Source organism: Bradyrhizobium mercantei (assembly GCF_001982635.1).
GTDB classification, from domain to species: Bacteria; Pseudomonadota; Alphaproteobacteria; order Rhizobiales; family Xanthobacteraceae; genus Bradyrhizobium; species Bradyrhizobium mercantei.
Map to the genome: position 1 here is coordinate 315191 of NZ_MKFI01000008.1, position 21320 is coordinate 336510.

The following is a 21320-nucleotide window of genomic DNA, read 5'->3' on the forward strand; positions in this document are numbered from 1 at the left end:
ATGCCGCTCCTATGAAGTCGGCCGTCCGCCGCGCTCGATTTCATATCCGGCACAACAGACATTGATCGCGTGACTGTGACCCAAAGGACTACCACCGTGAAACTCGTCGAACCTCCCTCGTGTAGCGCAGCGTCCACCATTGTCTTCATCGGCCGCAACCACCGCGGCCAGTGGGTCGCCCAGCAACAGAACGGCCTCTATGGCGGCCTGTTCGTCAACCGCGCCCAGGCCGTCAAATACGCGCTGTTCGAGAACGGCCAGCACCCCGAAATGATCATCGAGCTGTCGCGTGAGATCGAGCTCGATATGCGCGGCGAGACCACAAGCCTCCCCACCAGCCGCGTGGCCTGAGCCACCTCCCATGACGTCGACAACGACATCGCGAGCTGACACGGCCGAATGGCTGTCGGGCTTCATCCCCGATCTTCCGACCCCGTTCAACCACCGGGACGAAATCGACACCGATGCGTTCGGCCGGCTGTGCGAGCGCCAGATCGCGGCCGGCGCCTCGGCGCTGGTGGTCGGCGAGACCGCGGGCGAAAGCGCGACGCTGGAGCCCGCGGAGCGCGTGCAGCTGGTCGACGTCGCCGCCCGCGTCGCACGCAAGCGGGTGCGGATCATCGCCGGCGCCGGATCGAACGCGACGGACCGCGCCGTCATGTTCGCGCGGGCCGCGCAGGCGGCCGGCGCCGACGCCATCATGTCGGTCGTGCCCTATTACAACAAGCCGATGCCACACGGCATGGCGGCGCATTTCCGCGCCGTCGCCGCGGCCACGACATTGCCCGTGATCCTGCACGACATTCCGTCGCGGACGGTCAAGGGCCTCGCCGACGAGACCCTGCTCGAGTTCGCCGCATCGCCGTGCTTCGCCGGATTGCGCGACGGCAGCGGGGATGTTGCCCGGCTGGCGCGCCTGCGCTCACGCCTGCCCGCGACGTTCCGGATGCTGACCGGCGACGACAATTCGTCGCTGGCCTGGCTCGCGGCCGGCGGCGACGGCTGCATCTCGGCCGTCGCAAACGTCGCGCCCGACCTCTATGTGGCCGTTCACAGGCATTTCCGCGCGGGCCGGCTGTATCAGGCCCGCGAGCTGCATCAGCGGCTGGCGCCGCTTGCAAGCCTGCTGGAGCGCGAGCATCCCGCCGCCCTGAAATTCGCGCTGGCGCTGCTGGGCTTTATGCAACCGGCGACGCGGCTGCCGATCGTGCAGCTCGATTCAAGGGCAAAAGCCGAGGTCGCGCAGGCGATGGCCGCGCTTGCCGACGAGTATCTCGCCGCCGCGCAGTGAGATCCGGACGCACCGCAAGCCATCGCAATGCACAATGGCCCGCGCCAGCGCCGTCCGTGACGCCGCGCCATATTGAGGTTCCGGAACCGCGCCCCATATCCACGGCAAGGGAGTGCTTGCCGTGCAGACCTTCAAGGCGGCTCTCGTTGTGGCGATCGCACTGGTCGCTTTGGTTGTTTCCAGCCGTCCCGGTACGGCCACGGACGACAACCGTCTTGCCCTGACCATTTCCATCGATGGTGCGATCGGGCCGGCATCGGCCAGCTACGTCAAGGATGCGCTGGCAAAGGCCGCCGAGCGGCACGCCGAGGTCGTCATCCTGCGGATGAATACGCCGGGCGGTCTCAGCACCAGCATGCGCGAGATCATCACCGACGTGCTGGCCTCGCCCGTTCCGGTCATCGGCTACGTTGCTCCGTCCGGAGCCCATGCCGCCAGCGCCGGGACCTATATTCTCTATGCGACCCATCTCGCGGCCATGGCGCCCGGCACCAATATCGGCGCCGCGACGCCGGTGCAGATTGGCGGGCCGATGCCGGGCCTGCCGGGCAGCACCCCGGACAAGGACGGCAAGGACAAGGACGGCAGCAAGCCGTCCGAGGCCAAGGATGCGATGACGGCGAAGGTGACCAATGATGCCGTCGCCTTCATCCGCAGCCTCGCCGAGCTGCGCGGCCGCAATGCCGACTGGGCCGAGAAGGCGGTGCGCGATGCCGCCACCCTCTCCGCCAACGCCGCGTTGCAAGCCAATGTCATCGAATTCACCGCGCGCGATCCCGCCGACCTGCTCAGGCAGATCGACGGCCGGACGGTGGAGCTCGCAAACGGCAAGACGCAAACCCTGGCGACGAAGGATGACGTGATCGAAGCCATCGATCCCACCTGGCTCTCGCGCGCGCTGGCGGTCATCACCGACCCCAACATCGCATTCGTTCTCCTGATGGTCGGCATCTACGGCCTGATCTTCGAGTTCATGTCGCCTGGAGCCGTGGCGCCCGGCGTGGTCGGGACGATCTGCCTGCTGGTCGGCCTCTACGCCCTCAACATGCTGCCGATCAACTACGCCGGCTTCGGCCTGATGCTGGTCGGGATCGCCCTGCTCGCGATCGAAGCCTTCAACCCGACGGTCGTGATCGGCCTCGGAGGCATCGTCGCCTTCGTGCTGGGCGCCGCCATGCTGTTCCGGATCGAGGCGCCCGGATACACCCTGTCATGGCCCCTCATCGGCATCGTCGCGGCGATGTTCACCGGACTCATTCTCGTCGTGCTCGGCGCGCTGCGCCGCGCCCGCAACGGCCCGGTCCAGACAGGTGCGCAAGCCATGCGCGGGCTATCGGCCGAGGTTCTCGACTGGTCGGAGACTTCAGGTCACGTCTTCACCAATGGTGAACGCTGGCAGGCGCGCGGCACCGAGACATTCAGGGCCGGAGAGACGGTCGAGGTCGCCAACATCATCGATTTGACGCTGGTGGTGCGGCGTGCGCCAGCCGCGACCGGCGAAGGAGGTACAGCATGATGCTTGATTATTTCACCTATGCGGCGGTCGCGCTGCTGGTCGTCATCTTCCTGACTCAGGCGGTGCGCGTGCTGCGCGAATACGAGCGCGGCGTCATCTTCACGCTCGGCCGCTTCACCGGGGTGAAGGGCCCGGGGCTGATCATCCTGATTCCGGTGGTGCAGCAGCTCGTGAAGGTCGATCTCAGGGTCGTCGTACAGGTGGTGCCGCCGCAGGACGTGATTTCGCGCGACAACGTCTCGGTCAAGGTCAACGCCGTCCTCTACTTCCGCATCGTCGATCCCGAACGCGCCATCATCAAGGTCAGCGACTACATGGCTGCCACCAGCCAGCTTGCCCAGACCACGCTGCGCTCGGTGCTCGGCAAACACGAGCTCGACGAGATGCTGGCGGAACGCGACCGGCTCAACGCCGATATCCAGGAGACCCTCGACAAGCAGACCGACGTCTGGGGCATCAAGGTCACCGCGGTCGAGATCAAGGACATCGACATCAACGAGACCATGGTGCGGGCGATCGCCAAGCAGGCCGAGGCGGAGCGGTTACGGCGTGCCAAGGTGATCAACGCGATGGGCGAGCAGCAGGCCGCCGAGAAGCTGGTCGAGGCCGGCCGGATCCTCGCCCAGGAGCCGCAGGCGATGCAGCTCCGTTATTTCGCGGCGCTGCATGACATCGCCGGCGAGCGCTCCTCGACGGTGGTGTTTCCGCTGCCGATGAACCTGCTCGATCACCTGACGCCGCGACGTGAAGCGACGTGATCCGACTTGCTAGTGCCCGTGATGCTTGGCCCGCCACGCAGGACCCGGGCCGCGCATGTAATGCGCCTCGGGCCGGTAACCGCCGATCGGTTCCTCACCGATCCAGGCGAGGAATTTGAGCAGCCCTTCCGCGGCGCGACGCGGCAGGACGGCGATGAACGAAGCTACACGCATCTCAATAGTCCCACTTTTCGCCGAGCACGACCGGGGCCCGCGGATATCTCTCGGCATCGCCACCGGGCATGCCGACCTTGAGATCGGCGCGAGCCCAGTTCTCATGGCCGCGATGCAGCAACAGCTCGTTGCGCAGCCGATGGATTTTTGCTGCGGCGATCGCGCGATGGATCGTCTTGAAGGCAAGGCCGATCCGCCGGATCGTCCGCTTCAGTACGGGGCTGACGGTACCGGCCGAACGTTGCGGCCGGACATCGTGGAGTTGGAGCAAGGTCATGTCCCACCTTCCGGTTGGCGGCGCGCGAGCGCGCCGCGTCACAGCCAAGATGCGGGGAAGGCCGTAGGAATTCGAGAGGACCCGCCGCGGTGCGGCATAGGAGCCGCATAAGCACCGGCAGGCCCCAGGGCGGCTTACCGCGACGGCCCCTGCAAGGCGGAACACGACGTCCCCGCGCGTGTTGACCAGCTTCTATTCGGTGCTAGCTTTTTGATCGCGAATTGTCGTCAAGCGGATTTGATCACCGCGTCGAGGGTGAAGACCATGAACCTCGGATCGCCAAATCTCGCAACCGCCGGACCCGTCCACTCCGATGGCGTGATCGCGGCGGGCGTCTATGTCGAGGGAAGGCGCGTCGCCAATATCGCGATCGACGAGGCCGCGAGCTGGCGCAACAAGCCGGATCATGTGGTGTGGATCGGCCTGCACGAACCCGACATGACGCTGCTGAAAAGCTTGCAGCGGCAATTCCAGCTGCACGACCTCGCGATCGAGGATGCCGATCACGCGCATCAGCGGCCGAAGATCGAGCAGTATGGCGACGCGCTGTTCATCGTGGCGCGCACCGCGCAGCTCGAGGGCGAGAGCATCACCTTCGGCGAGACGCATCTGTTCGTCGGCGAGGGATACATCGTCTCGGTGCGCCACGGCGCCTCGACATCCTACGCGCCGGTCCGCGAACGCTGCGAGAGCTGCCCGCGCGCGCTCGCCCGCGGCGAGGACTACATCCTCTATGCCATCCTCGATTTCATCGTCGACAACTACTCGCCGGTGCTGGAGACCATCCAGGACGAGGTCGAGACCATGGAGGCGGAGGTGCTGGCGAGCGCGATGACGCGGGCGCAGATCGAGCGGCTCTATCTGCTGCGACGCGACCTGCTGCGGCTGCGCAACGCGGTCGGGCCGCTGGTGGAGGTCTGCCGCCGGCTGGAGCGCGACAACCTGCCGATGGTGCGCGAGACCATGCGTCCGCTGTTCCGCGACGTCACCGACCACGTCCGCACCGTCCAGGAGCGGATCGATTCGCTGCGCGAGGTGCTCGCCTTCGCGTTTGAAGCAAGCCTGCTGGTCGGCCAGGCGCAGGAAACGGCGATCTCCAAGAAGCTCGCCTCCTGGCTTGCGATCGTTGCGGTGCCGACCGCGGTGGCCGGCATCTACGGCATGAATTTCAAATACATACCGGAGCTGCAATGGGAGTACAGCTATTTCGTCGTGATGGGCCTGATGCTGGCCGCATGCGGCGCGCTGTTCTGGCGGTTCAGGCGCTCCGGCTGGCTGTAGTCCGCGATCACAACATCGCGCCATCCCGGTCCGGGGCAGAATGCAACGGCGTATCGCAGCCATGCTGCAATTCGCGAGATTTCGGACAATTTTACCCTCGGTGAGCGGCGGGAGGGGCCGGTTTACGGTCGGCGGCAAGACCGGTAACGTTGCCTCCCAATGCGACGTGGAGAGTGCCCATGCGGCCCAAGGATCAGATCAACTGGATGCTGTCGGATGCGATCGAGGCGCTCGCCCGCGCCGAACGGTTGCACCAGAGCTTCCTCAATTTGCACCCGCGCGCGGGCTCTAGCGAGCCGAGCTGGGAACCGCCGATGGACGTGATCGAGACCGAGGAGGAAATCCTGATCCTGGTCGCGCTGCCGGGGGTCGATCCCGACGAGGTCGAGGCCGCGCTCGACGGCGGCACGCTGGTCATCTCCGGCCGCCGCACCCTGCCCTCCGAGCTGCGCAACGCCCGCATCCTGCGCCTCGAGCTGCCGCAGGGCCGGTTCGAGCGCCGCATCACGCTGCCGACCGGCCGCTACACCATCAGCCGCTTTGCCGCGCATGGCTGCGTCGGCCTGCGGCTCGGAAAATCGAGCTGAGGATATCGACATGGCTATCGCAGACGTTTCAAGCCCAGCATCGACCTCGACGCCGATCCCGAGCGACGCGACGATCATCGTCCCGGTGCGCAACACCGTGCTGTTTCCCGATGTCATCATTCCGATCACGATCGCGCGCGCGACCTCGATCGCCGCCGCCCAGCAGGCGGTGCGCGAGCAGCGGCCGATCGGCATCCTGCTGCAGCGTGATCCCGAGGCCAACGATCCCGGCCCCGACGGGCTTTATCGCGTCGGCACCGTCGCCAACATCGTGCGCTACATTACCGGCGCCGACGACACCCATCATCTGGTCTGCCAGGGCGTGCAACGCATGCGGGTGCTCGACTACCTGCCCGGCACGCCATTCCTCGCCGCGCGCGTGCTGCAGATCCCCGAACCGACCACCACCTCGCCCGAGATCGAGGCGCGCTTCCTCAATCTGCAGCGCCAGGCGCTTGAGGCGGCGCAGCTCCTGCCGCAGGTACCGCAGGAATTGATCGCCGCGCTGCAGGGCACGACCTCGCCGGCAACCCTCGCCGACCTTGCGACCTCCTACATGGACATCAAGCCGGCGGAGAAGCAGGACATCCTCGAGACCGTCGATCTCGTGGCGCGGATGGACAAGGTGTCGCGCCATCTCGCCGAGCGCATCGAGGTGCTCAGGCTGAGCCAGGAGATCGGGCAGAAGACCAAGGCGGTGTTCGACGAGCGGCAGCGCGAGGCGATCCTGCGCGAGCAGATGGCGACGATCCAGCGCCAGCTCGGCGAAGGCGACGGCAAGGCGGCGGAGGTCGCCGAGCTGACCAAGGCGATTGTGGAAGCCAAGATGCCGCCGGAGGCCGAGAGCCAGGCGCAAAAGGAATTGCGCCGCTACGAGCGGATGCCGGAGGCGGCGGCCGAATCCGGCATGGTGCGCAGCTATCTCGACTGGCTGATCGACCTGCCCTGGAGCATTCCGGACGAGAAGCCGATCGACATCGCCGAGGCCCGCAAGATCCTCGACCAGGACCATTATGGCCTCGAGAAGATCAAGAGCCGCATCATCGAATATCTCGCGGTGCGCAAGCTCGCGCCCGGCGGCAAGGCGCCGATCCTCTGCTTCCTCGGGCCCCCCGGCGTCGGCAAGACCTCGCTCGGCCAATCGATCGCGCGCGCGATGTCGCGGCCGTTCGTTCGTGTCAGCCTCGGCGGCGTGCATGACGAGGCCGAGATCCGCGGCCATCGCCGCACCTATATCGGCGCGCTGCCCGGCAACATCATCCAGGCGATCAAGAAGGCCGGCGCGCGCAATTGCGTGATGATGCTGGACGAGATCGACAAGATGGGCCGCGGCATCCAGGGCGATCCGTCGGCCGCGATGCTCGAGGTGCTCGACCCCGAGCAGAACAGCACCTTCCGCGACAATTATCTCGGCGTGCCGTTCGACCTCTCGCGCGTCGTCTTCATCGCCACCGCCAACATGCTCGACGGCGTGCCCGGTCCGCTGCTCGACCGCATGGAGCTGATCAGCCTCGCCGGCTACACCGAGGACGAAAAGCTCGAGATCGCCAAGCGCTATCTGGTGCGCCGCCAGCTCGAGGCCAACGGCATCAAGGCCGAGCAGGTCGAGATCGATCCGGACGCGCTGCGGCTGATCATCCGCAACTACACCCGCGAGGCGGGCGTCCGCAACCTGGAGCGCGAGATCGGCAAGGTGCTGCGCAACGTCGCGGTGCAGATTGCCGAAGGCAGCACCAGCCACGTCACGATCGCGCCAAAGGACATCGTGTCGCTGCTCGGCCAGCCCAGGTTCGAGAACGAGATCGCGATGCGCACCAGCATCCCGGGCGTCGCCACCGGGCTTGCCTGGACCCCGGTCGGCGGCGACATCCTGTTCATCGAAGCTTCGCGCACGCCGGGCCGCGGCGCGCTGATCCTCACCGGCCAGCTCGGCGAGGTGATGCGCGAGAGCGTGCAGGCCGCGATGACGCTGGTGAAGAGCCGCGCGACACAACTCGGCATCGACCCCGGCGTGTTCGAGAAGAGCGACATCCACGTCCACGTTCCCGCTGGTGCGACGCCGAAGGACGGCCCGAGCGCGGGCGTTGCGATGTTCACCGCCCTCACCTCGCTGTTGACCGACCGCACCGTGCGCAGCGACACCGCAATGACCGGCGAGATCTCACTGCGCGGCCTCGTGCTTCCGGTCGGTGGCATCAAGGAGAAGGTGGTCGCCGCCGCGGCCGCGGGCCTGACCCGGGTGATGCTGCCGGCGCGCAACAGGCGCGACTTCGACGACATCCCCGCCGGCGCCCGCGCCAAGCTGGAGTTCATCTGGCTCGAACGCGTCGACGAAGCGATCGCCGCCGCGCTGGAGCCCGCCAAGATGACGCCCGCCGCAGCGGAGTGAGGACAAGCGGAAGGAGGTGCGCTCCGCGTCGATCATCTCGCCCGGGGCTTACCCCTCTCCCCAACCCTCCCCCGCCGCAAGTCGGGCTTGCCCGACTTGCGCAAAGTCACGATGCGCAACCGGGGTAAACCCCGGTTGCGTGGGGGAGGGAGCCTTGTCGGCGTGCTCACCTGACACTACGCCGCGCAGGAAGCACGTCCTTTGTTGCGCGCGTGTAAGGAAGGCAGAGGCGGAAGGGTTCCCTCCCCCCCCCCCCTTGCGGGGGGGAGGGTTAGGGAGAGGGGTGCCGCACGGCGTGCCCTCTCCGCGGAAGTTCAACACATTCAGAGCAGCGCTCAGCTCTTGCCCATGCAATCTGAAATGTAGAACCAGCGCTCGTCGCCGATCAGGCCCTTCTGCTTCACCTCTTTGCGGCAGGCCTTCAGCTTGGGCTTGTTGGCGCGCCACTGCGCCTTCATCGCCTTCAGCTTTTCCATCGTCAGCTTCATCTTCGACGGCTTGGCCGTCGTGGCGGCCGGTGCCGGCGCGGCCGGCGCCGCGGTCTGGGCCGACGCGGCATGAAGCCCCAAGGCAAGCCCCAAGGCAAGCAGCGCGACGGCAAGGCAAATCCGGGTGCGAAGCATTGAAATCCCCCAATCCCATTTCTGTTCATTGAATAAAGCGAACGCCGCGGGCGCCGGCAATCGGCAACCCGCGGCGACGATGGTCGCGATCAGAGAATTTTGACCGCGCTGAGCAGCGTCATGTAGATGCCCCAGGCCAGCGGGATGCCGACGAACAGCCAGAACAGCGCCGCCCGGCCGTCCAGACCGCCCTTGCCGATGCCGAACGAACCGCTCGGTCCGGCGCCGGCGGTCGCCGTCGCTTCCTGCAGCTTGGCCACTTCGGCGTCGCTCATGTGCCACTTCGGATCGACCGGCTTGATCAAATAGTTGCAGATGAAGCCCGCGATCAGCATGCCGCACAGGATGTACATCGTGGTGTTGTAGAGCTGGTCGCGCGGCACGCCGGCGGCCAGCTGGAACTCACGCAGATAGTTCACCACCACCGGGCCGATGATGCCCGCGGTCGACCATGCCGTCAGCAGTCGGCCGTGGATCGCGCCGACGAACTGGGTGCCGAACATGTCGGCCAGATAGGCCGGCACGGTGGCGAAGCCGCCGCCATACATCGACAGGATGATGCCGAAGCCGAGCACGAACAGGAGCTTCGAGCCCATCGCGGCGAAGGTCGGCGCCAGCGCGTAGAGCACGATGCCGAGCACGAAGAACGTGTAATAGGTGTTCTTGCGGCCGATCTTGTCCGACAACGAGGCCCAGAAGAAGCGGCCGCCGATATTGAACAGCGACAGCAGGCCGGCAAAGCCGGCGGCGATCGCCGCGATCTGCGCCTTCTGCGAGGCATCGAGTGCATTGAAGCCGACATTGGGCAGCCCGATCAGCTTGCCGGCGAAGATCTCCTGCAACATCGGCGATGCCATGCCGATCACGCCGATGCCCGCCGACACGTTCAAGCACAGCACCCACCAGATCAGCCAGAATTGCGGCGTCTTGTGCGCGTTGTCGAGATGAACGTTCTTGGTCGAGATCATCGCGTTGGTCTTGGCGGGCGGCGTCCAGCCGTCCGGCTGCCAGCCGGACGGCGGCAGCCGATAGCGGAACGCGCCGATCATCATGAACACGAGATAGATCGCGCCCATGGTGAGGAAGGTTTCCCAGACGCCGACCGAGGTCGGGGTCTTGAAGTAGTTCATCAGCCTGTCGGCCAGCGGGGCGCCGATCATGGCGCCGCCGCCGAAGCCCATGATGGCCATGCCGGTCGCCATGCCGCGACGATCGGGGAACCATTTCACCAGCGTCGACACCGGCGAGATGTAGCCGAGGCCGAGCCCGATGCCGCCGATCACGCCGGAGCCGAGCCACATCAGCCACAGCTGATGGGTGATGATGCCGATGGCGCCGAGCACCAGGCCGCCGCACCAGCACAGCGCGGCGACGAAGCCGGCCTTGCGCGGTCCGACCTTCTCGAGCCAGCCGCCCCACACCGCGGCGGACACGCCGAGCACGACGAAGAACAAGGTGTACATCCAGCCGAGGCTCGCGACCTTCCAGTCGCAAGTGGTCGTGAACAATTCCTGCACCAGCGAAATGTCGGGACACGCCTTCGGCGCGGTCAGCCCGATCGCGCGCGACAGCGGCAGCCAGAACACCGAGAAGCCGTAGGCCATGCCGATGCACAGATGGATGCACAGCGCGGCCGGCGGCACCAGCCAGCGGTTGAAGCCGGCGGTCGCGATCGTGTGTTCCTTGTCGAGGAAGCCTGCACCTGCAGCCGATACGCGTCCGGCGCTGCTCATCGTCGTCATTGAACCCTCCCTGCAGCCGCCGTTGCGTCAGGCGTTCTGCCGTGTTCGATCCCGTCCCATCCCTTGCGGCGCAATCTTCACATTGCTCCACCCATTCCCGCATGCGCCGGGATCAGCCACGCGCATTCCGGAAATGCTAACCCCCGATGCGGCCGGATATGCCCCGGCCGCACGGCCCGCTCTGAACGTTATGCCTGCCCTGCACTGCCCCACGTGCCCGGATCCGGGCACGACTTCATCTCCACAACCCCGTGGACATTATCAATTCGCGCAGAATGGAAAATAGGTGTCGATTGGCAAAAGGTAGATATCAAGCTGGATCTAGCGCGTACGCGGCGCTGCAGCATTTGAATTATCTATCGTTCCATTCGCCTTCTCGATCAGGAAAACGATCCGGACGTCGCTTCGTTCGGTGATTTCGACCCTGTCGCCGGTCTCCTGGATCAGGGCCGGGATATCGATCACCGAAAGCGGATCGGTGCAGTGCACTTCGAGGAAATCTCCCGCCGTCACGCTCCTCAGCGCCTTGCGCGTCTTCAGCGCCGGCAGCGGGCATTTCAGGCCGGTGAGATCGAGCTTTGTCGTGGTCATGGTTGGACCATGGCGAAGCCGTCACGCATCGTCAACGCCGGCGCCCCTCACCTGTTCAGCTATCCGCCGGCGCCGAAGCGAGCACATCGTCGACGGGGATCGCGGAACGCAACATCAATTCGGCAACGTCCGCGATGTCGTCGAGATGCGCGACCGGCAGCGTGGTCTCGATAGCGACGTCGCTGGCGATCCCGACCACGCGCGGGTCGTCGGGAAACAGCAGCGGCTTGCCGTTGGCGGCGCGATACACCTCGATCTTGTTGACCGGCTCGCGCTTGAATCCTTCGACGACGACCAGATCGACCCGCGCCATCTTGGCGAGCAGCTCCGGCAGCCGCGGCTCCTGGGCTCCGCGCAGCTCATGCATCAGCGCCCAGCGCCGCGTCGAGGACACCAGCACCTCGGTCGCGCCGGACTGCCGGTGCACCCAGGAATCCTTGCCGGGCACATCGACATCGAATTCGTGATGGGCGTGCTTGATCACGGAGACGCGCAAGGCCCGCCCCTGCAGATAGGGGATCACCCGCGACAGCAGGGTGGTCTTGCCGGCGCCACTCCAGCCCGCGAGGCCAATCACTTTCATACCCGTCTCCGAAGACATCCAGCGTCCAACGCTGCTTATATCAGCCTTGGCGCAATGTCATGCCAGCCCCGCCGGCGGACGATGACGATGGGCGGCCTGCTGGAGCGCCTTTGGAAACTCCTGGAGCGGCTGCGCCGACCGCAAACGCGACCAGGCCGCAGACGCGCCCGCTTCGGGATCATCGCGGCGCTATTCCACAGGAATCACGCGTTCCGCTGACTGACAGGCCGCCCCGGCTTGGCAAACCTTCGCGACCGGTTCTCTCGCGCGGGCGGGCAACGCACTCGGAACCGCTTCCGGACACGCTGCGTGCCAACCGCCAGGACCTCTTCCAGTGTTGTATTCCTAAAGCGAAGCCTTCTGAACATCGCACCGCTCCCTGACCAGGTGGGTGCCCCATGGGTCGCTCAGCCACCGATGCCCACGACAGGGGGGTCATGCCGGTGATGGAAGATTAACCAGCGACGGGACGCTTTGCTCCAAGGCAATCGTTGCGCCCTTCGTCTCATGTCGCGCGTCATTCGACTATCAACGGATATACCTCGAAGTTTCCAATGCATGGGGCAACCCGACCACGATATCGTGCATCGCAGGAGGACCACGCCATATGCCTCGCTCGCCTTCGATCGTGCCGCATCAAATCGACCACGACACCTATCTGGTGCTGAACGATTTCGGCCGGCTTGGCCGAGCCTGGTGCGAAACCGATGAAGAGGGCACCGACCGGAAGACGCTGATCCGGCGTATGCTTGATGACCAGTACAGCCATCCGGTGCGCATCGTGGCCTTCAATACCAACGAGGGATGGTCGCGCGACGTGACCACCGATATTGCCGACGAGCTGCGGCGCCGTTTTGTCGAATACGAAGAGGTCCCGCGCTCGGTGCTGGAGTTCGTCGAGACGGCGATGCGGCACTGAGCCGGCCCCGCCGGCGGCGATGCGTCCACACCACAACCGTCATCGCCCGGCTCGATCAGGCGATCCGGTACGCCGCGGCCTCTCGGCTCAAGCACCGCCACGCTGGATCGCCCGCTTTCGCTTTCGCGGGTAACGACACCGCATGTTTGGCATCTTGGATCGAGAACCATCCTCAGTGTCGTCCCTGCGAAAGCAGGGACCCATAACCACAAATGGTCATTGTTGAACGTCGCTGGAACGACGAGTCCCTTCGACAACAACCGCCGCGGCGTATGGGTCCCTGCTTTCGCAGGGACGACAGTTGTGATTGGTGCGGCAGAACGCCAACAATCTGGCTACGCCGGCCGGAATCCCGCCGCCGTCAACGCCGCCCGCCCCTCTTCCGACGCCAGCGCATCGAGAAAGGCCTGCACCGCGGGGCGTTGCTTGCGCGCCGTCACCAGCGCGAAGTCGTAATGCTCTTCGGCCAGCGGAATGAAGCCGAGCCCGGACGCGTGGGCGACCGGCGCAATCGTCATGCCCCAGTCGGCGCGATGCTGCGCCACCGCGGCGGCAACCGCGTTGTGCGAACGCGGCTGATTCCAGTAGCCGTCGGGCCGGTGGCCGCCCAGCAGGCGATCGATCAGGATGCGGGTGCCGGCGCCCTGGTTACGATTGACCATGATGCAGGCGGGATCGGCGAGCGCGGCGCGCACCGCCTCCTCTGCGCTCAAGCCGGCAAAGCGCGCATCGTCCTTGCGGAACACGATGCCCTGCATGCGCCGCCAGCCCGGCACGAGCTCGAGGCCGTCAGCCAGATACGGCGTGTTGTAGGTTTCGGTCTTGTCGTCGAACAGATGGATCGGGGCGAGATCGCATTCGCCGCGCTTGGCGGCCGCCAATCCACCGAGACTGCCGACCGCGATCGAACGCACCACGAGCCCGGCATGCGCCAGCGGGGTGGTGACGAGATCGAGCCCGGTGCAATGGCTGCCGACGATGACCAAGTCTGGCACCCGCACGTGCGGCGTGAACAGCGTGACCGCGGCGTCGCTGCCGGCCGGCAGTTGGTCGGCCAGCGCCTCGATCTTCAGGAAGCCGTCGGCCTGCGCGAACGACGTGATCGCGCCCGAGCCCTTGCCGCTCGGATAGGCGATCAGGCCCTCGGCACCTTCGACCAGCGACACCATCACGAACTCGGTGCGCCCGAGCTCGGAGGCGATGCGCACGGGCACCGTCGCCTCCACCTTGGCATCGGAGCGCGGCGGCAGGCCGGCCATCCGCCGCAGCACCGGCACGATCATGTCGTGGAAGGTGAACATCGCGGAGGTCGGAAAGCCCGGCAGGATGACCACCGGCTTGCCGTCGCAGACCGCAAGGCAGAGCGGCTTGCCGGGCTTCAGCGCCACGCCATGCGCGATGATGCCGGGCTTGCCGAGGCGAGCGATGATCCGGTGCGAGACGTCGCCCGCGCCCTTGGAGGTGCCGCCGGACAGCACCAGCATGTCGCTCTCGGCCAGCGCCTTGCGCATCGCGGCTTCGAGCATCGCCTCATCGTCCGCGATCGCGCCGAGGAACGCCGCGTCACCGCCGTTCTCGGCAATCGCCGCCGTGACGATCGCGCCGTTGGTGTCGTAGATCGCGGCCGGCCGCAGCGTCTCGCCCGGCTGCACCAGCTCGTCGCCGGTCGAGAGGATCGCAACCCGCGGACGGCGCGTCACCTGAACCTCGGCGATGCCGCAGGCGGCGAGCATGCCGATCTCGCGCGACCCGATGATCGTTCCCGCGCGCAGCAGCGCCTCGCCGCGCGCGATGTCGGAGCCGGCATAGGAGACGAACTGCCCGGGCGACGCCGCGCGCCGGACCTCGATGGCGCCATTGCCGCCCGCGCGGCGGGCCGGCTGGGTGTGCTCGACCATCACGATCGCGTCCGCGCCGCGCGGCACCGGACCGCCGGTCGCAATCGCGGTCGCGCTCCCCGGGAGCACCGGCAGGGCCGGCGCGGTCCCGCACGAAATGGTCTCGTCATTCAGCGTGAGTTGCACCGGCGCGCCCTCGCCCGCGCGCGCAAGATCGGCGGAACGCACGGCAAAGCCGTCGACATTGGAGCGATCGAATGGCGGCACGTCGATCGGCGCCACCACGTCCTCCGCCAGCGCGCGGCCGAGCGCATCGGCGAGCCGCCGCGCCTCGGACGGCAATGGGCGCGGGAACAGCGCCGCCTCGAAGCGCGCGATCGCGTCCTCGCGCGACAGGATGGTCAGGAACTGGTCCTGCTCGACAGAGGCATTTGGTTTCGGCGTGAAGATATTGCTCATCTCGGGAACTCACTCCCGCAACATATAGGCATCGACCACCGTGCCCGCAGCGAAGCCTTCCGCGCCGCCGGGCACGATCAGCAGGCCTTCGGCGCGCGCAATGGCGTCGAGCGACAGGTCCCCGATCGCGATCACGGACCAGGAACCATGCTGACGCGTCAGCAGCACGACCTCCGCAATGCCGACGCCGGAAGCGATCTTGCGTTCCAGCGGCAGCGCCAGCGATTTGCGCGCGCGCCGGCCCAACAGCCGATCAAGCACGGGAAGCGCAATCGCCCACCAGGCCGCGAACGCCTGATCGGGAGCGCCCGGCAAGGCGACGACCGGCATTGCATCGATCCGACTGACCGCCGCGGTGCGCCCGGGCTGCAGGGCAATGCCGTGCGCGATCAGCGCGCCGCGCGATGCCAGCGCATTCACCGTCGCGTCGGTGTGACCGACGCCGGTGCCGCCGATCGTGACGATCAGGTCGCAGCCATCTGCCACGAGCGCATCCGCAATCGCCGCCATATCCGGCGCCGCCTCGGTGCAGACGATCTCAGCGCCCGCGAGCTGCGCGGTGTCAGCGATCAGCTGCGCGGCCAGCTCACCGTTGGAGATGTTGACGATGCGAAGCCGCGGCCGCCGGACGCGCAAGCGCGCCACTCCGGCCGCGCGCGCGAGCAGGAGATGACGCGGCAGCAGCGGCTCTCCCGCCGCGATCACGGCCCGCCCGGCGGCAATGTCGCTGCCGGCACGCCGGACGCCCTGCCCCGGGATGGCTTCGGCAAGTACCTGCGGCAACGGACCGGAAACATCGACCGCATCGGCATCGACCACGCAATCGGTGCCGTCGGGCATCGCCGCGCCGGCTGCCACCCAGAGCGGGCGTTCGGCCAGCGGCAGCGGCGCATAGGACGACGCGCCGACCAGATCATTGGCGCGCATCGCCCAGCCGTCGCCGACCGCGACATCGCGTGGCGGGTAGGCGCGCAAGGCCGGCATCTCGGCCGCAATGCAGCGCAGCGCCTCGGCCGGCGGTAGCTCAACCGGCTCGACGGGGGCGAGGTCGCGCAGCATGGCGGCCAGCGCCGCATCGAGCGGGGTGAGCGAAGCCGGAAGGCGCTGGGCGGTGACCATGGCCCGCTATGGACTGAATCGGCCCCGAAGGAAACCGGCTTGAACCGTTACTCGAGCCGTTCCCTGGGCCGTTCCTGGGCCGGCCCGATCCCCGTCATTAGACCGATGGTGCGTTGACGCCGACCCCAAACTAGTTGCAAAAGAAACCAATATGACCGGGTTCCAGAGGCCCGGGACAACCATAATGGCCAATGCGCCAATTCAGGAGGGAGACAGAATGATCGCCAAAGGACTAGCCATGTTCGGGACGCTCGCAGCCGCGCTGCTGGCCTCCTCGACCGTATCGGCGCAGGTATCCGACGACATCGTCAAGATCGGCGTGCTGACCGACATGAACGGCCCGGCCTCGACGCCGACCGGACAGGGCTCGGTGACCGCCGCGCAGATGGCGGTCGACGATTTCGGCGGCAAGGTGCTCGGCAAGCCGATCTCCGTGATCGTCGGCGATCACCAGCTCAAGCCGGACATCGGCGCGACCATCGCGCGGCGCTGGTACGACGTCGATCAGGTCGACCTCATCGTCGACGTGCCGGTCTCGGCGGTCGGCCTCGCCGTGCAGAACATCGCCAACGAGAAGAAGAAGCTGTTCATCACCCACTCGACCGGCGCGACCGATTTCCACGGCAAGTTCTGCTCGCCCTATACGATGCAGTGGGTGTTCGACACCCGCGCGCTCGCGGTCGGCACCGCGCAGGAGGTGGTGAAGCGCGGCGGCGACAGCTGGTTCTTCATCACCGACGATTACGCGTTCGGCCATTCGCTGGAGAAGGACGCCTCCGCGATCGTGACCAAGAACGGCGGCAAGGTGCTCGGCGCGGTGCGGCCGCCGTTTGCGACGCCGGATCTGTCGTCCTTCATCCTGCAGGCGCAGGCATCGAAGGCCAAGATCATCGGCATTGCCGGCGGACCGCCGAACAACACCAACGAGATCAAGACCGCCGCCGAGTTCGGCGTCTTCGCCGGCGGGCAGCAGATGGCCGCGCTGCTGGCGCTGATCACCGACGTCCACTCGATCGGACTGTCGGCCGCGCAGGGCCTGTTGCTGACGACCTCGTTCTACTGGGACATGGACGACAAGACCCGGGAATGGTCGAAGCGCTATTTCGCCAAGATGAACCGGATGCCGACGATGTGGCAGGCCGGCGTCTATTCCTCGGTGACCGCCTATCTGAGCGCGATCAAGGACAGCGGCACCGACGATCCGCTCAAGGTCGCGGCCAAGATGCGCGAGAAGCCGGTCGAGGATTTCTTCGCCCGCAACGGCAGACTGCGCGAGGACAATCTGATGGTGCACGATCTCTGGCTGGTGCAGGTCAAGACGCCGGCCGAGTCGAAATATCCGTGGGACTATTACAAGATCCTGGCCAAGATCTCGGGCGAGGACGCGTTCGGTCCGCCGGACCCGGCGTGCCCGCTGGTGAAGAAATGACTGCGTAATGTGGCAGCGAGTAGCGAACGGATGTCGTCGTTCGCCACTCGCCCCAAACCATTCGCGGTTCTATTTCGCCACCCCGATTTCGCGGAAATATCTCAGCACGCCGGGGTGGATCAGATTGAGATCGGGCGCGGCGGCGACGGTGTTCGCCGCCGTGGTCTCGCAGGCCTGGGCGAGCTTCTTGCAGAAATCAGCCTCGACGCCGTGCAGCGCCTTCGTCAGCCGGTAGGCGACATCGTCGGGCAGGCTCTCGCGCACCAGGACGTAGCTCCAGGAGCCGACCGAGGAGATTGCCTCGCTCTGCTTCGGATAGCTGCCCGCGGGGATCGTCAGCGGCTTCAGGAAGGTGTGCTTGGCGCGGATGCGCGCGATCTCATCTGCGGTCGGCGCGATGAAACGTGCCCCGCTCGCGCTCTCGGCCATCTTGGTGAAGCCGGGCCAGCCGATGCCGGCGCCCCACAGCGCAGCAGCGCGGCCGTCCTCGACCATCGCCGGCCCATCGCCGGCGCGATCGAGATAGATCGACTTGAAGTCCTCGTCCTGCTTCAGCCCGATGCCGTCGAGGATGTAGCGCGACAGGATCGGCAGGCCCGAACCCTTGGCGCCGAACGCGACCGATTGGCCGACCAGATCCTGGATCGTCTTGTAGGGACTGTCGGCACGCACCACGAACATGCCCGGGCTCGAATACATCGCGGTGAGGATCTTCAGCTTGGTGGCCTTCGGCCGGCCGATGCCCATGAAGGCCTCGTAGGACGGTTCACCCGCAACCGTTGCGATGTCGACGCTGCCGGCCTCGAGCAGCGGAATGTTCTCGTTGGAGCCCTTGGTGTTGCGCGGCTCGATCGACAGCGTCGGATCGGCTGCGTTCATCACCTCGGCAAGCGCATTGCCATAGAGCGGAAAGCCGCCACCCGGCGTCGCCGTGGCGAAGCTGATCGTGGTTTTGGAAATGGTCCTGCTCCCCTCTTGCGCCGCCACGCCGCCCGCAATCAGCAACGCGCCGGCGCAAATCATAACAGCGAATTTCATTCCGAGCCTCAAGCATCGCATGCGAGTCCAACTATCGTCGCACGGGCGGGGTCGTAGGCAAAGCCGGCGTTTTGTGAAACCATGACGGCAACAGTCACAAGAAAATGACGGGAGAGACGATGTTCCGGTTCGCACGTGCTGCCTTGCTTGGTTTGATTTGTTGCATTGCCTTGGTTGCCCCCTCATCTGCATCCGACTATCCGAACCGTCCGGTGCGCTGGCTGATCGGGTTTGCCGCCGGCGGCCCGGTCGACATCGTCGCGCGCATCATGAGCCAGTGGCTGTCGGATCACCTCGGCCAGCAATTCGTGGTCGAGAACCGCGCCGGCTCCGGCGGCAACATCGCAGCCGCCGCGGCGATCAACTCGCCGGCCGACGGCTATACGCTGCTGTTCGTCGCGCCCAACAACGCGATCTCGACCTCGCTCTACAAGAAACTGCCCTACGACTTCCTGCGCGACACCACGCCGGTCGCCAGCATCATGCAGCTCACGAACATGCTGGTGGTCTCGAATGCGATGCCGGTGAAGACGGTTCAGGAGTTCATCGACTACTGCAAGGCCAATCCCGGCAAGATCGCCTATGCCTCGTCCGGCAACGGCACCTCGGTGCACATGTCGGCCGAACTGTTCAAGGCGATGACCAAATGCGACATGCAGCACGTGCCGTATCGCGGATCGGCGATCGCCTTCCCCGACATCATCTCCAACAAGGTGCAGTTGATCTTCGACAATCTGCCCTCGGCGCTGGAGCAATCGCGCGGCGGCAGCGTCCGCGCGCTCGGCGTGACCTCGCCGCAGCGCTGGCCGGGCGTGCCCGACGTGCCCGCGATCGCCGAGACCGTGCCGGGCTTCGAGGCGGTCGGCTTCTACGGAATCTCCGCGCCGAAGGGCACGCCGCCGGAGATCGTCGAGACCCTCAACAAGGCGGTCGGCGAGGCCCTGAAGGACCCCAAGCTGGTGGCGCGCCTGGCCGAGGTCGGCGGCATTCCGAAGCCGATGACCCCACCCGAATTCGGCAAACTGGTGGCCGACGAGACCGAGAAATGGCGCAAGGTTGTGGAGTTCGCCGGCGTCTCGGTGGACTAAGCCGCGGAGTGCCGCCATGGGCGCGTTGGGGCGGCATTGCCGAAACCCGACGCACCCTGTAAACGGAGCCCGCACCGTTGCCGGCCGCGCCAAGCGGCCCGCAAGGCGGCGGGGCCTGTAGCTCAATGGTTAGAGCCGGCCGCTCATAACGGTCTGGTTGCAGGTTCGAGTCCTGCCGGGCCCACCATCCCAATCAGCGGATATCCGGTTTCCATTTCGCCGCCCCGTCGGGCCGCTGCACGAGAACGTCTCGCCGCGGGGCCCATCGCCATACGTCGGCAAACGACAGCCGATCAGCCTTGCAGCATCGCTTCCACACTGGTCGCGATCTCCAGCAAGCGCCGGTCGGCGTTCCTGCGGCCGATCAGCATCAAACCGACGGGAAGACCGTCGAGCGGTAGCGGTATCGAGATCGACGGGCAATCGAGCATGTTCGCGACGCGTGGATTGCGAAGCACCAGTCCGTTGAGTTCGTGGAACACGCTGTCCTCCTCGACCGACGACAGAAGCGGCGCGCGAATTGGCGTCGTTGGCAGAACGAAAACCTCACTATTGCTGAAGGACTCTTCAAAGGAGCGGATTGCGGCGTGCCGGAGCCGCGCCATGCGGACATAGTCCGTGCCGAGGATGCCGGCGCCCGCTTCGATGCGAACGCGCGTTCTCGGATCAACCCCGTCCAGGCTCGAAAGTCCCAGACCGCGTAGCGTCGCGCCGACCTCGATCGACGGAAACGTGCCGATCCTGTCGATCTCTGCGACATGATCGAGGGCAGCCTCGATCGACCCGTCCTCGATCTGCAAACCACCCGATCGAAGCCGCTCTAACGCACTCTCGAACGCACCAAGCACGTCCGGCTCGCAGCGATCGAACAGGCGTCCGCGGGCAACGATGAGGCGGAACGTACCGGGAGAGGCATTCCTCAGCCGCGACGGCGCGGCTTCCCCCGAAAGCACCTGGTCGGCCACGAAGCAGTCGGCAACGGTCAAGGCGATCGGACCGATCGTATCGAGACTCGACGACAGCGAGAACGCGCCGGCGGTCGGCACGAATCCGCTGGTCGGCTTGAAGCCGACCGCGCCTGACAGGGCGGCCGGGATTCGGATCGAACCGCCGGTATCGCTGCCGATTGCCATGTCCGACATGCCGTCGATCACCGACACCACGGCACCCGATGACGAACCTCCCGGCGCGCGCCTGCGGTCCCGCGGGTTGCCCGGCGTGCCATCATGCAAGTTCGTTCCAAGCGCGGAAAAGGCGAACTCGGTCATCTGGGTCTTGCCGATGACGATGGCGCCCGCAGCCCGCAGCCGCTTGACAATGGCGGCATCTTCAACGGCCGGCGGCAGGCTGCTCAAAACCGCAGATCCGGAACTGGTAACCGCGCCTGCGACATCGAACAGCGCTTTCACGGAAACGATGCGGCCATCGAGCGGGCCGCGAGATGTACCGGCCGCGGCGCGCCGATCCGCGGCCTCTGCCTCCCACCGGGCGCTGTCCGAGAAGACAGCCGTGAAGACGTTCGCCGCTTCCGGCGACCGGATTCGCGCAAGCGCCGCCTCCAGCCGCGCAATGGCCGAAGGGTCGGGATGATCGCGCGTTGCTGTCATGGTCATGGCGG

Annotated in this window: 20 protein-coding genes and 1 tRNA gene; 11 read left to right on the forward strand and 10 right to left on the reverse strand. The window is 66.3% G+C overall.

The window, feature by feature from the left end:
* Positions 1–96: 96 nt before the first annotated feature.
* The 4 genes from BI327_RS34260 (at position 97) to BI327_RS34275 (ending at position 3565) form a co-directional block, all read left to right on the forward strand.
* Positions 97–351, forward strand: coding sequence for a hypothetical protein (locus tag BI327_RS34260; RefSeq protein WP_076865777.1), 255 nt, complete (start codon positions 97–99; stop codon positions 349–351).
* A 10-nt stretch (positions 352–361) separates the two neighbouring features.
* Positions 362–1291, forward strand: coding sequence for a 4-hydroxy-tetrahydrodipicolinate synthase (gene dapA / locus BI327_RS34265; RefSeq protein ID WP_076865778.1), 930 nt, complete (start codon positions 362–364; stop codon positions 1289–1291).
* A 121-nt stretch (positions 1292–1412) separates the two neighbouring features.
* Positions 1413–2807, forward strand: coding sequence for an NfeD family protein (locus BI327_RS34270; protein WP_076865903.1), 1395 nt, complete (start codon positions 1413–1415; stop codon positions 2805–2807).
* The gene (locus tag BI327_RS34275) at positions 2804–3565 is read left to right on the forward strand and encodes a slipin family protein (RefSeq protein WP_076865779.1); all 762 of its coding nucleotides are present in this window, start codon (positions 2804–2806) and stop codon (positions 3563–3565) included. The genes BI327_RS34270 and BI327_RS34275 overlap by 4 nt, the downstream gene beginning before the upstream one ends.
* Positions 3566–3574: 9 nt before the next feature.
* Here the strand turns inward: BI327_RS34275 and BI327_RS42830 are convergent, their stop codons facing one another.
* Together BI327_RS42830 and BI327_RS34280 are read right to left on the reverse strand one after the other, a co-directional pair.
* On the reverse strand, positions 3575–3739 hold the full coding sequence (locus tag BI327_RS42830; RefSeq protein WP_167386925.1) for a hypothetical protein: 165 nt from the start codon (positions 3737–3739) through the stop codon (positions 3575–3577).
* A gap of 1 nt (position 3740) precedes the next feature.
* The gene (locus BI327_RS34280; RefSeq protein WP_076865780.1) at positions 3741–4016 is read right to left on the reverse strand and encodes a hypothetical protein; all 276 of its coding nucleotides are present in this window, start codon (positions 4014–4016) and stop codon (positions 3741–3743) included.
* A 264-nt stretch (positions 4017–4280) separates the two neighbouring features.
* Here BI327_RS34280 and corA point away from each other — a divergent pair, with 264 nt between their 5' ends.
* From corA to lon, 3 genes are all read left to right on the forward strand, one after another.
* Positions 4281–5297: a magnesium/cobalt transporter CorA gene (gene corA, locus BI327_RS34285; protein WP_076865904.1), complete on the forward strand. Its 1017-nt coding sequence runs from the start codon at positions 4281–4283 to the stop codon at positions 5295–5297.
* A gap of 179 nt (positions 5298–5476) precedes the next feature.
* Positions 5477–5884, forward strand: a complete 408-nt coding sequence (locus BI327_RS34290; protein ID WP_076865781.1) for an Hsp20/alpha crystallin family protein — start codon at positions 5477–5479, stop codon at positions 5882–5884.
* Between the two features lie 10 nt (positions 5885–5894).
* Entirely contained in the window at positions 5895–8273 is a 2379-nt protein-coding gene (gene lon, locus BI327_RS34295) for an endopeptidase La (protein ID WP_076865782.1), read from the forward strand.
* Positions 8274–8608: 335 nt separating this feature from the next.
* Here lon and BI327_RS34300 read toward each other — a convergent pair whose 3' ends face one another.
* From BI327_RS34300 to mobB, 4 genes are all read right to left on the reverse strand, one after another.
* A complete protein-coding gene (locus BI327_RS34300; protein WP_076865783.1) occupies positions 8609–8896 on the reverse strand; it encodes a hypothetical protein in 288 nt (95 codons plus the stop codon).
* 89 nt (positions 8897–8985) lie between these two features.
* Positions 8986–10638, reverse strand: coding sequence for an OFA family MFS transporter (locus tag BI327_RS34305; RefSeq protein ID WP_076865784.1), 1653 nt, complete (start codon positions 10636–10638; stop codon positions 8986–8988).
* Between the two features lie 321 nt (positions 10639–10959).
* Positions 10960–11229: a sulfurtransferase TusA family protein gene (locus tag BI327_RS34310; protein WP_076865785.1), complete on the reverse strand. Its 270-nt coding sequence runs from the start codon at positions 11227–11229 to the stop codon at positions 10960–10962.
* Between the two features lie 55 nt (positions 11230–11284).
* Positions 11285–11812 carry a molybdopterin-guanine dinucleotide biosynthesis protein B gene (mobB, locus tag BI327_RS34315; protein WP_076865786.1) on the reverse strand — a complete coding sequence of 176 codons (528 nt, stop codon included), beginning with the start codon at positions 11810–11812 and terminating at the stop codon, positions 11285–11287.
* A 628-nt stretch (positions 11813–12440) separates the two neighbouring features.
* On the opposite strand from mobB, the gene BI327_RS34320 reads away from it, so the two are divergent.
* Positions 12441–12731: a hypothetical protein gene (locus tag BI327_RS34320; RefSeq protein WP_394329904.1), complete on the forward strand. Its 291-nt coding sequence runs from the start codon at positions 12441–12443 to the stop codon at positions 12729–12731.
* 335 nt (positions 12732–13066) lie between these two features.
* Here BI327_RS34320 and BI327_RS34325 read toward each other — a convergent pair whose 3' ends face one another.
* Both BI327_RS34325 and BI327_RS34330 read right to left on the reverse strand, forming a co-directional pair.
* Complete coding sequence (locus tag BI327_RS34325) at positions 13067–15028, reverse strand: molybdopterin biosynthesis protein (protein ID WP_076865788.1); 1962 nt, start codon at positions 15026–15028, stop codon at positions 13067–13069.
* 9 nt (positions 15029–15037) lie between these two features.
* Positions 15038–16147: a molybdopterin-binding protein gene (locus tag BI327_RS34330; RefSeq protein WP_076865789.1), complete on the reverse strand. Its 1110-nt coding sequence runs from the start codon at positions 16145–16147 to the stop codon at positions 15038–15040.
* A gap of 217 nt (positions 16148–16364) precedes the next feature.
* On the opposite strand from BI327_RS34330, the gene BI327_RS34335 reads away from it, so the two are divergent.
* Positions 16365–17576, forward strand: coding sequence for an ABC transporter substrate-binding protein (locus tag BI327_RS34335; RefSeq protein ID WP_076865790.1), 1212 nt, complete (start codon positions 16365–16367; stop codon positions 17574–17576).
* Positions 17577–17645: 69 nt separating this feature from the next.
* Here the strand turns inward: BI327_RS34335 and BI327_RS34340 are convergent, their stop codons facing one another.
* Positions 17646–18614 (reverse strand): TAXI family TRAP transporter solute-binding subunit, encoded by a 969-nt coding sequence (locus BI327_RS34340; protein WP_076865791.1) that lies wholly within the window; start codon positions 18612–18614, stop codon positions 17646–17648.
* 119 nt (positions 18615–18733) lie between these two features.
* Here BI327_RS34340 and BI327_RS34345 point away from each other — a divergent pair, with 119 nt between their 5' ends.
* Both BI327_RS34345 and BI327_RS34350 read left to right on the forward strand, forming a co-directional pair.
* Complete coding sequence (locus BI327_RS34345) at positions 18734–19702, forward strand: Bug family tripartite tricarboxylate transporter substrate binding protein (protein WP_076865792.1); 969 nt, start codon at positions 18734–18736, stop codon at positions 19700–19702.
* A 111-nt stretch (positions 19703–19813) separates the two neighbouring features.
* Positions 19814–19889 (forward strand) — tRNA-Ile (locus BI327_RS34350).
* A 106-nt stretch (positions 19890–19995) separates the two neighbouring features.
* Here the strand turns inward: BI327_RS34350 and BI327_RS34355 are convergent.
* Entirely contained in the window at positions 19996–21315 is a 1320-nt protein-coding gene (locus tag BI327_RS34355) for an amidase family protein (RefSeq protein ID WP_245335016.1), read from the reverse strand.
* Positions 21316–21320: the final 5 nt, after the last annotated feature.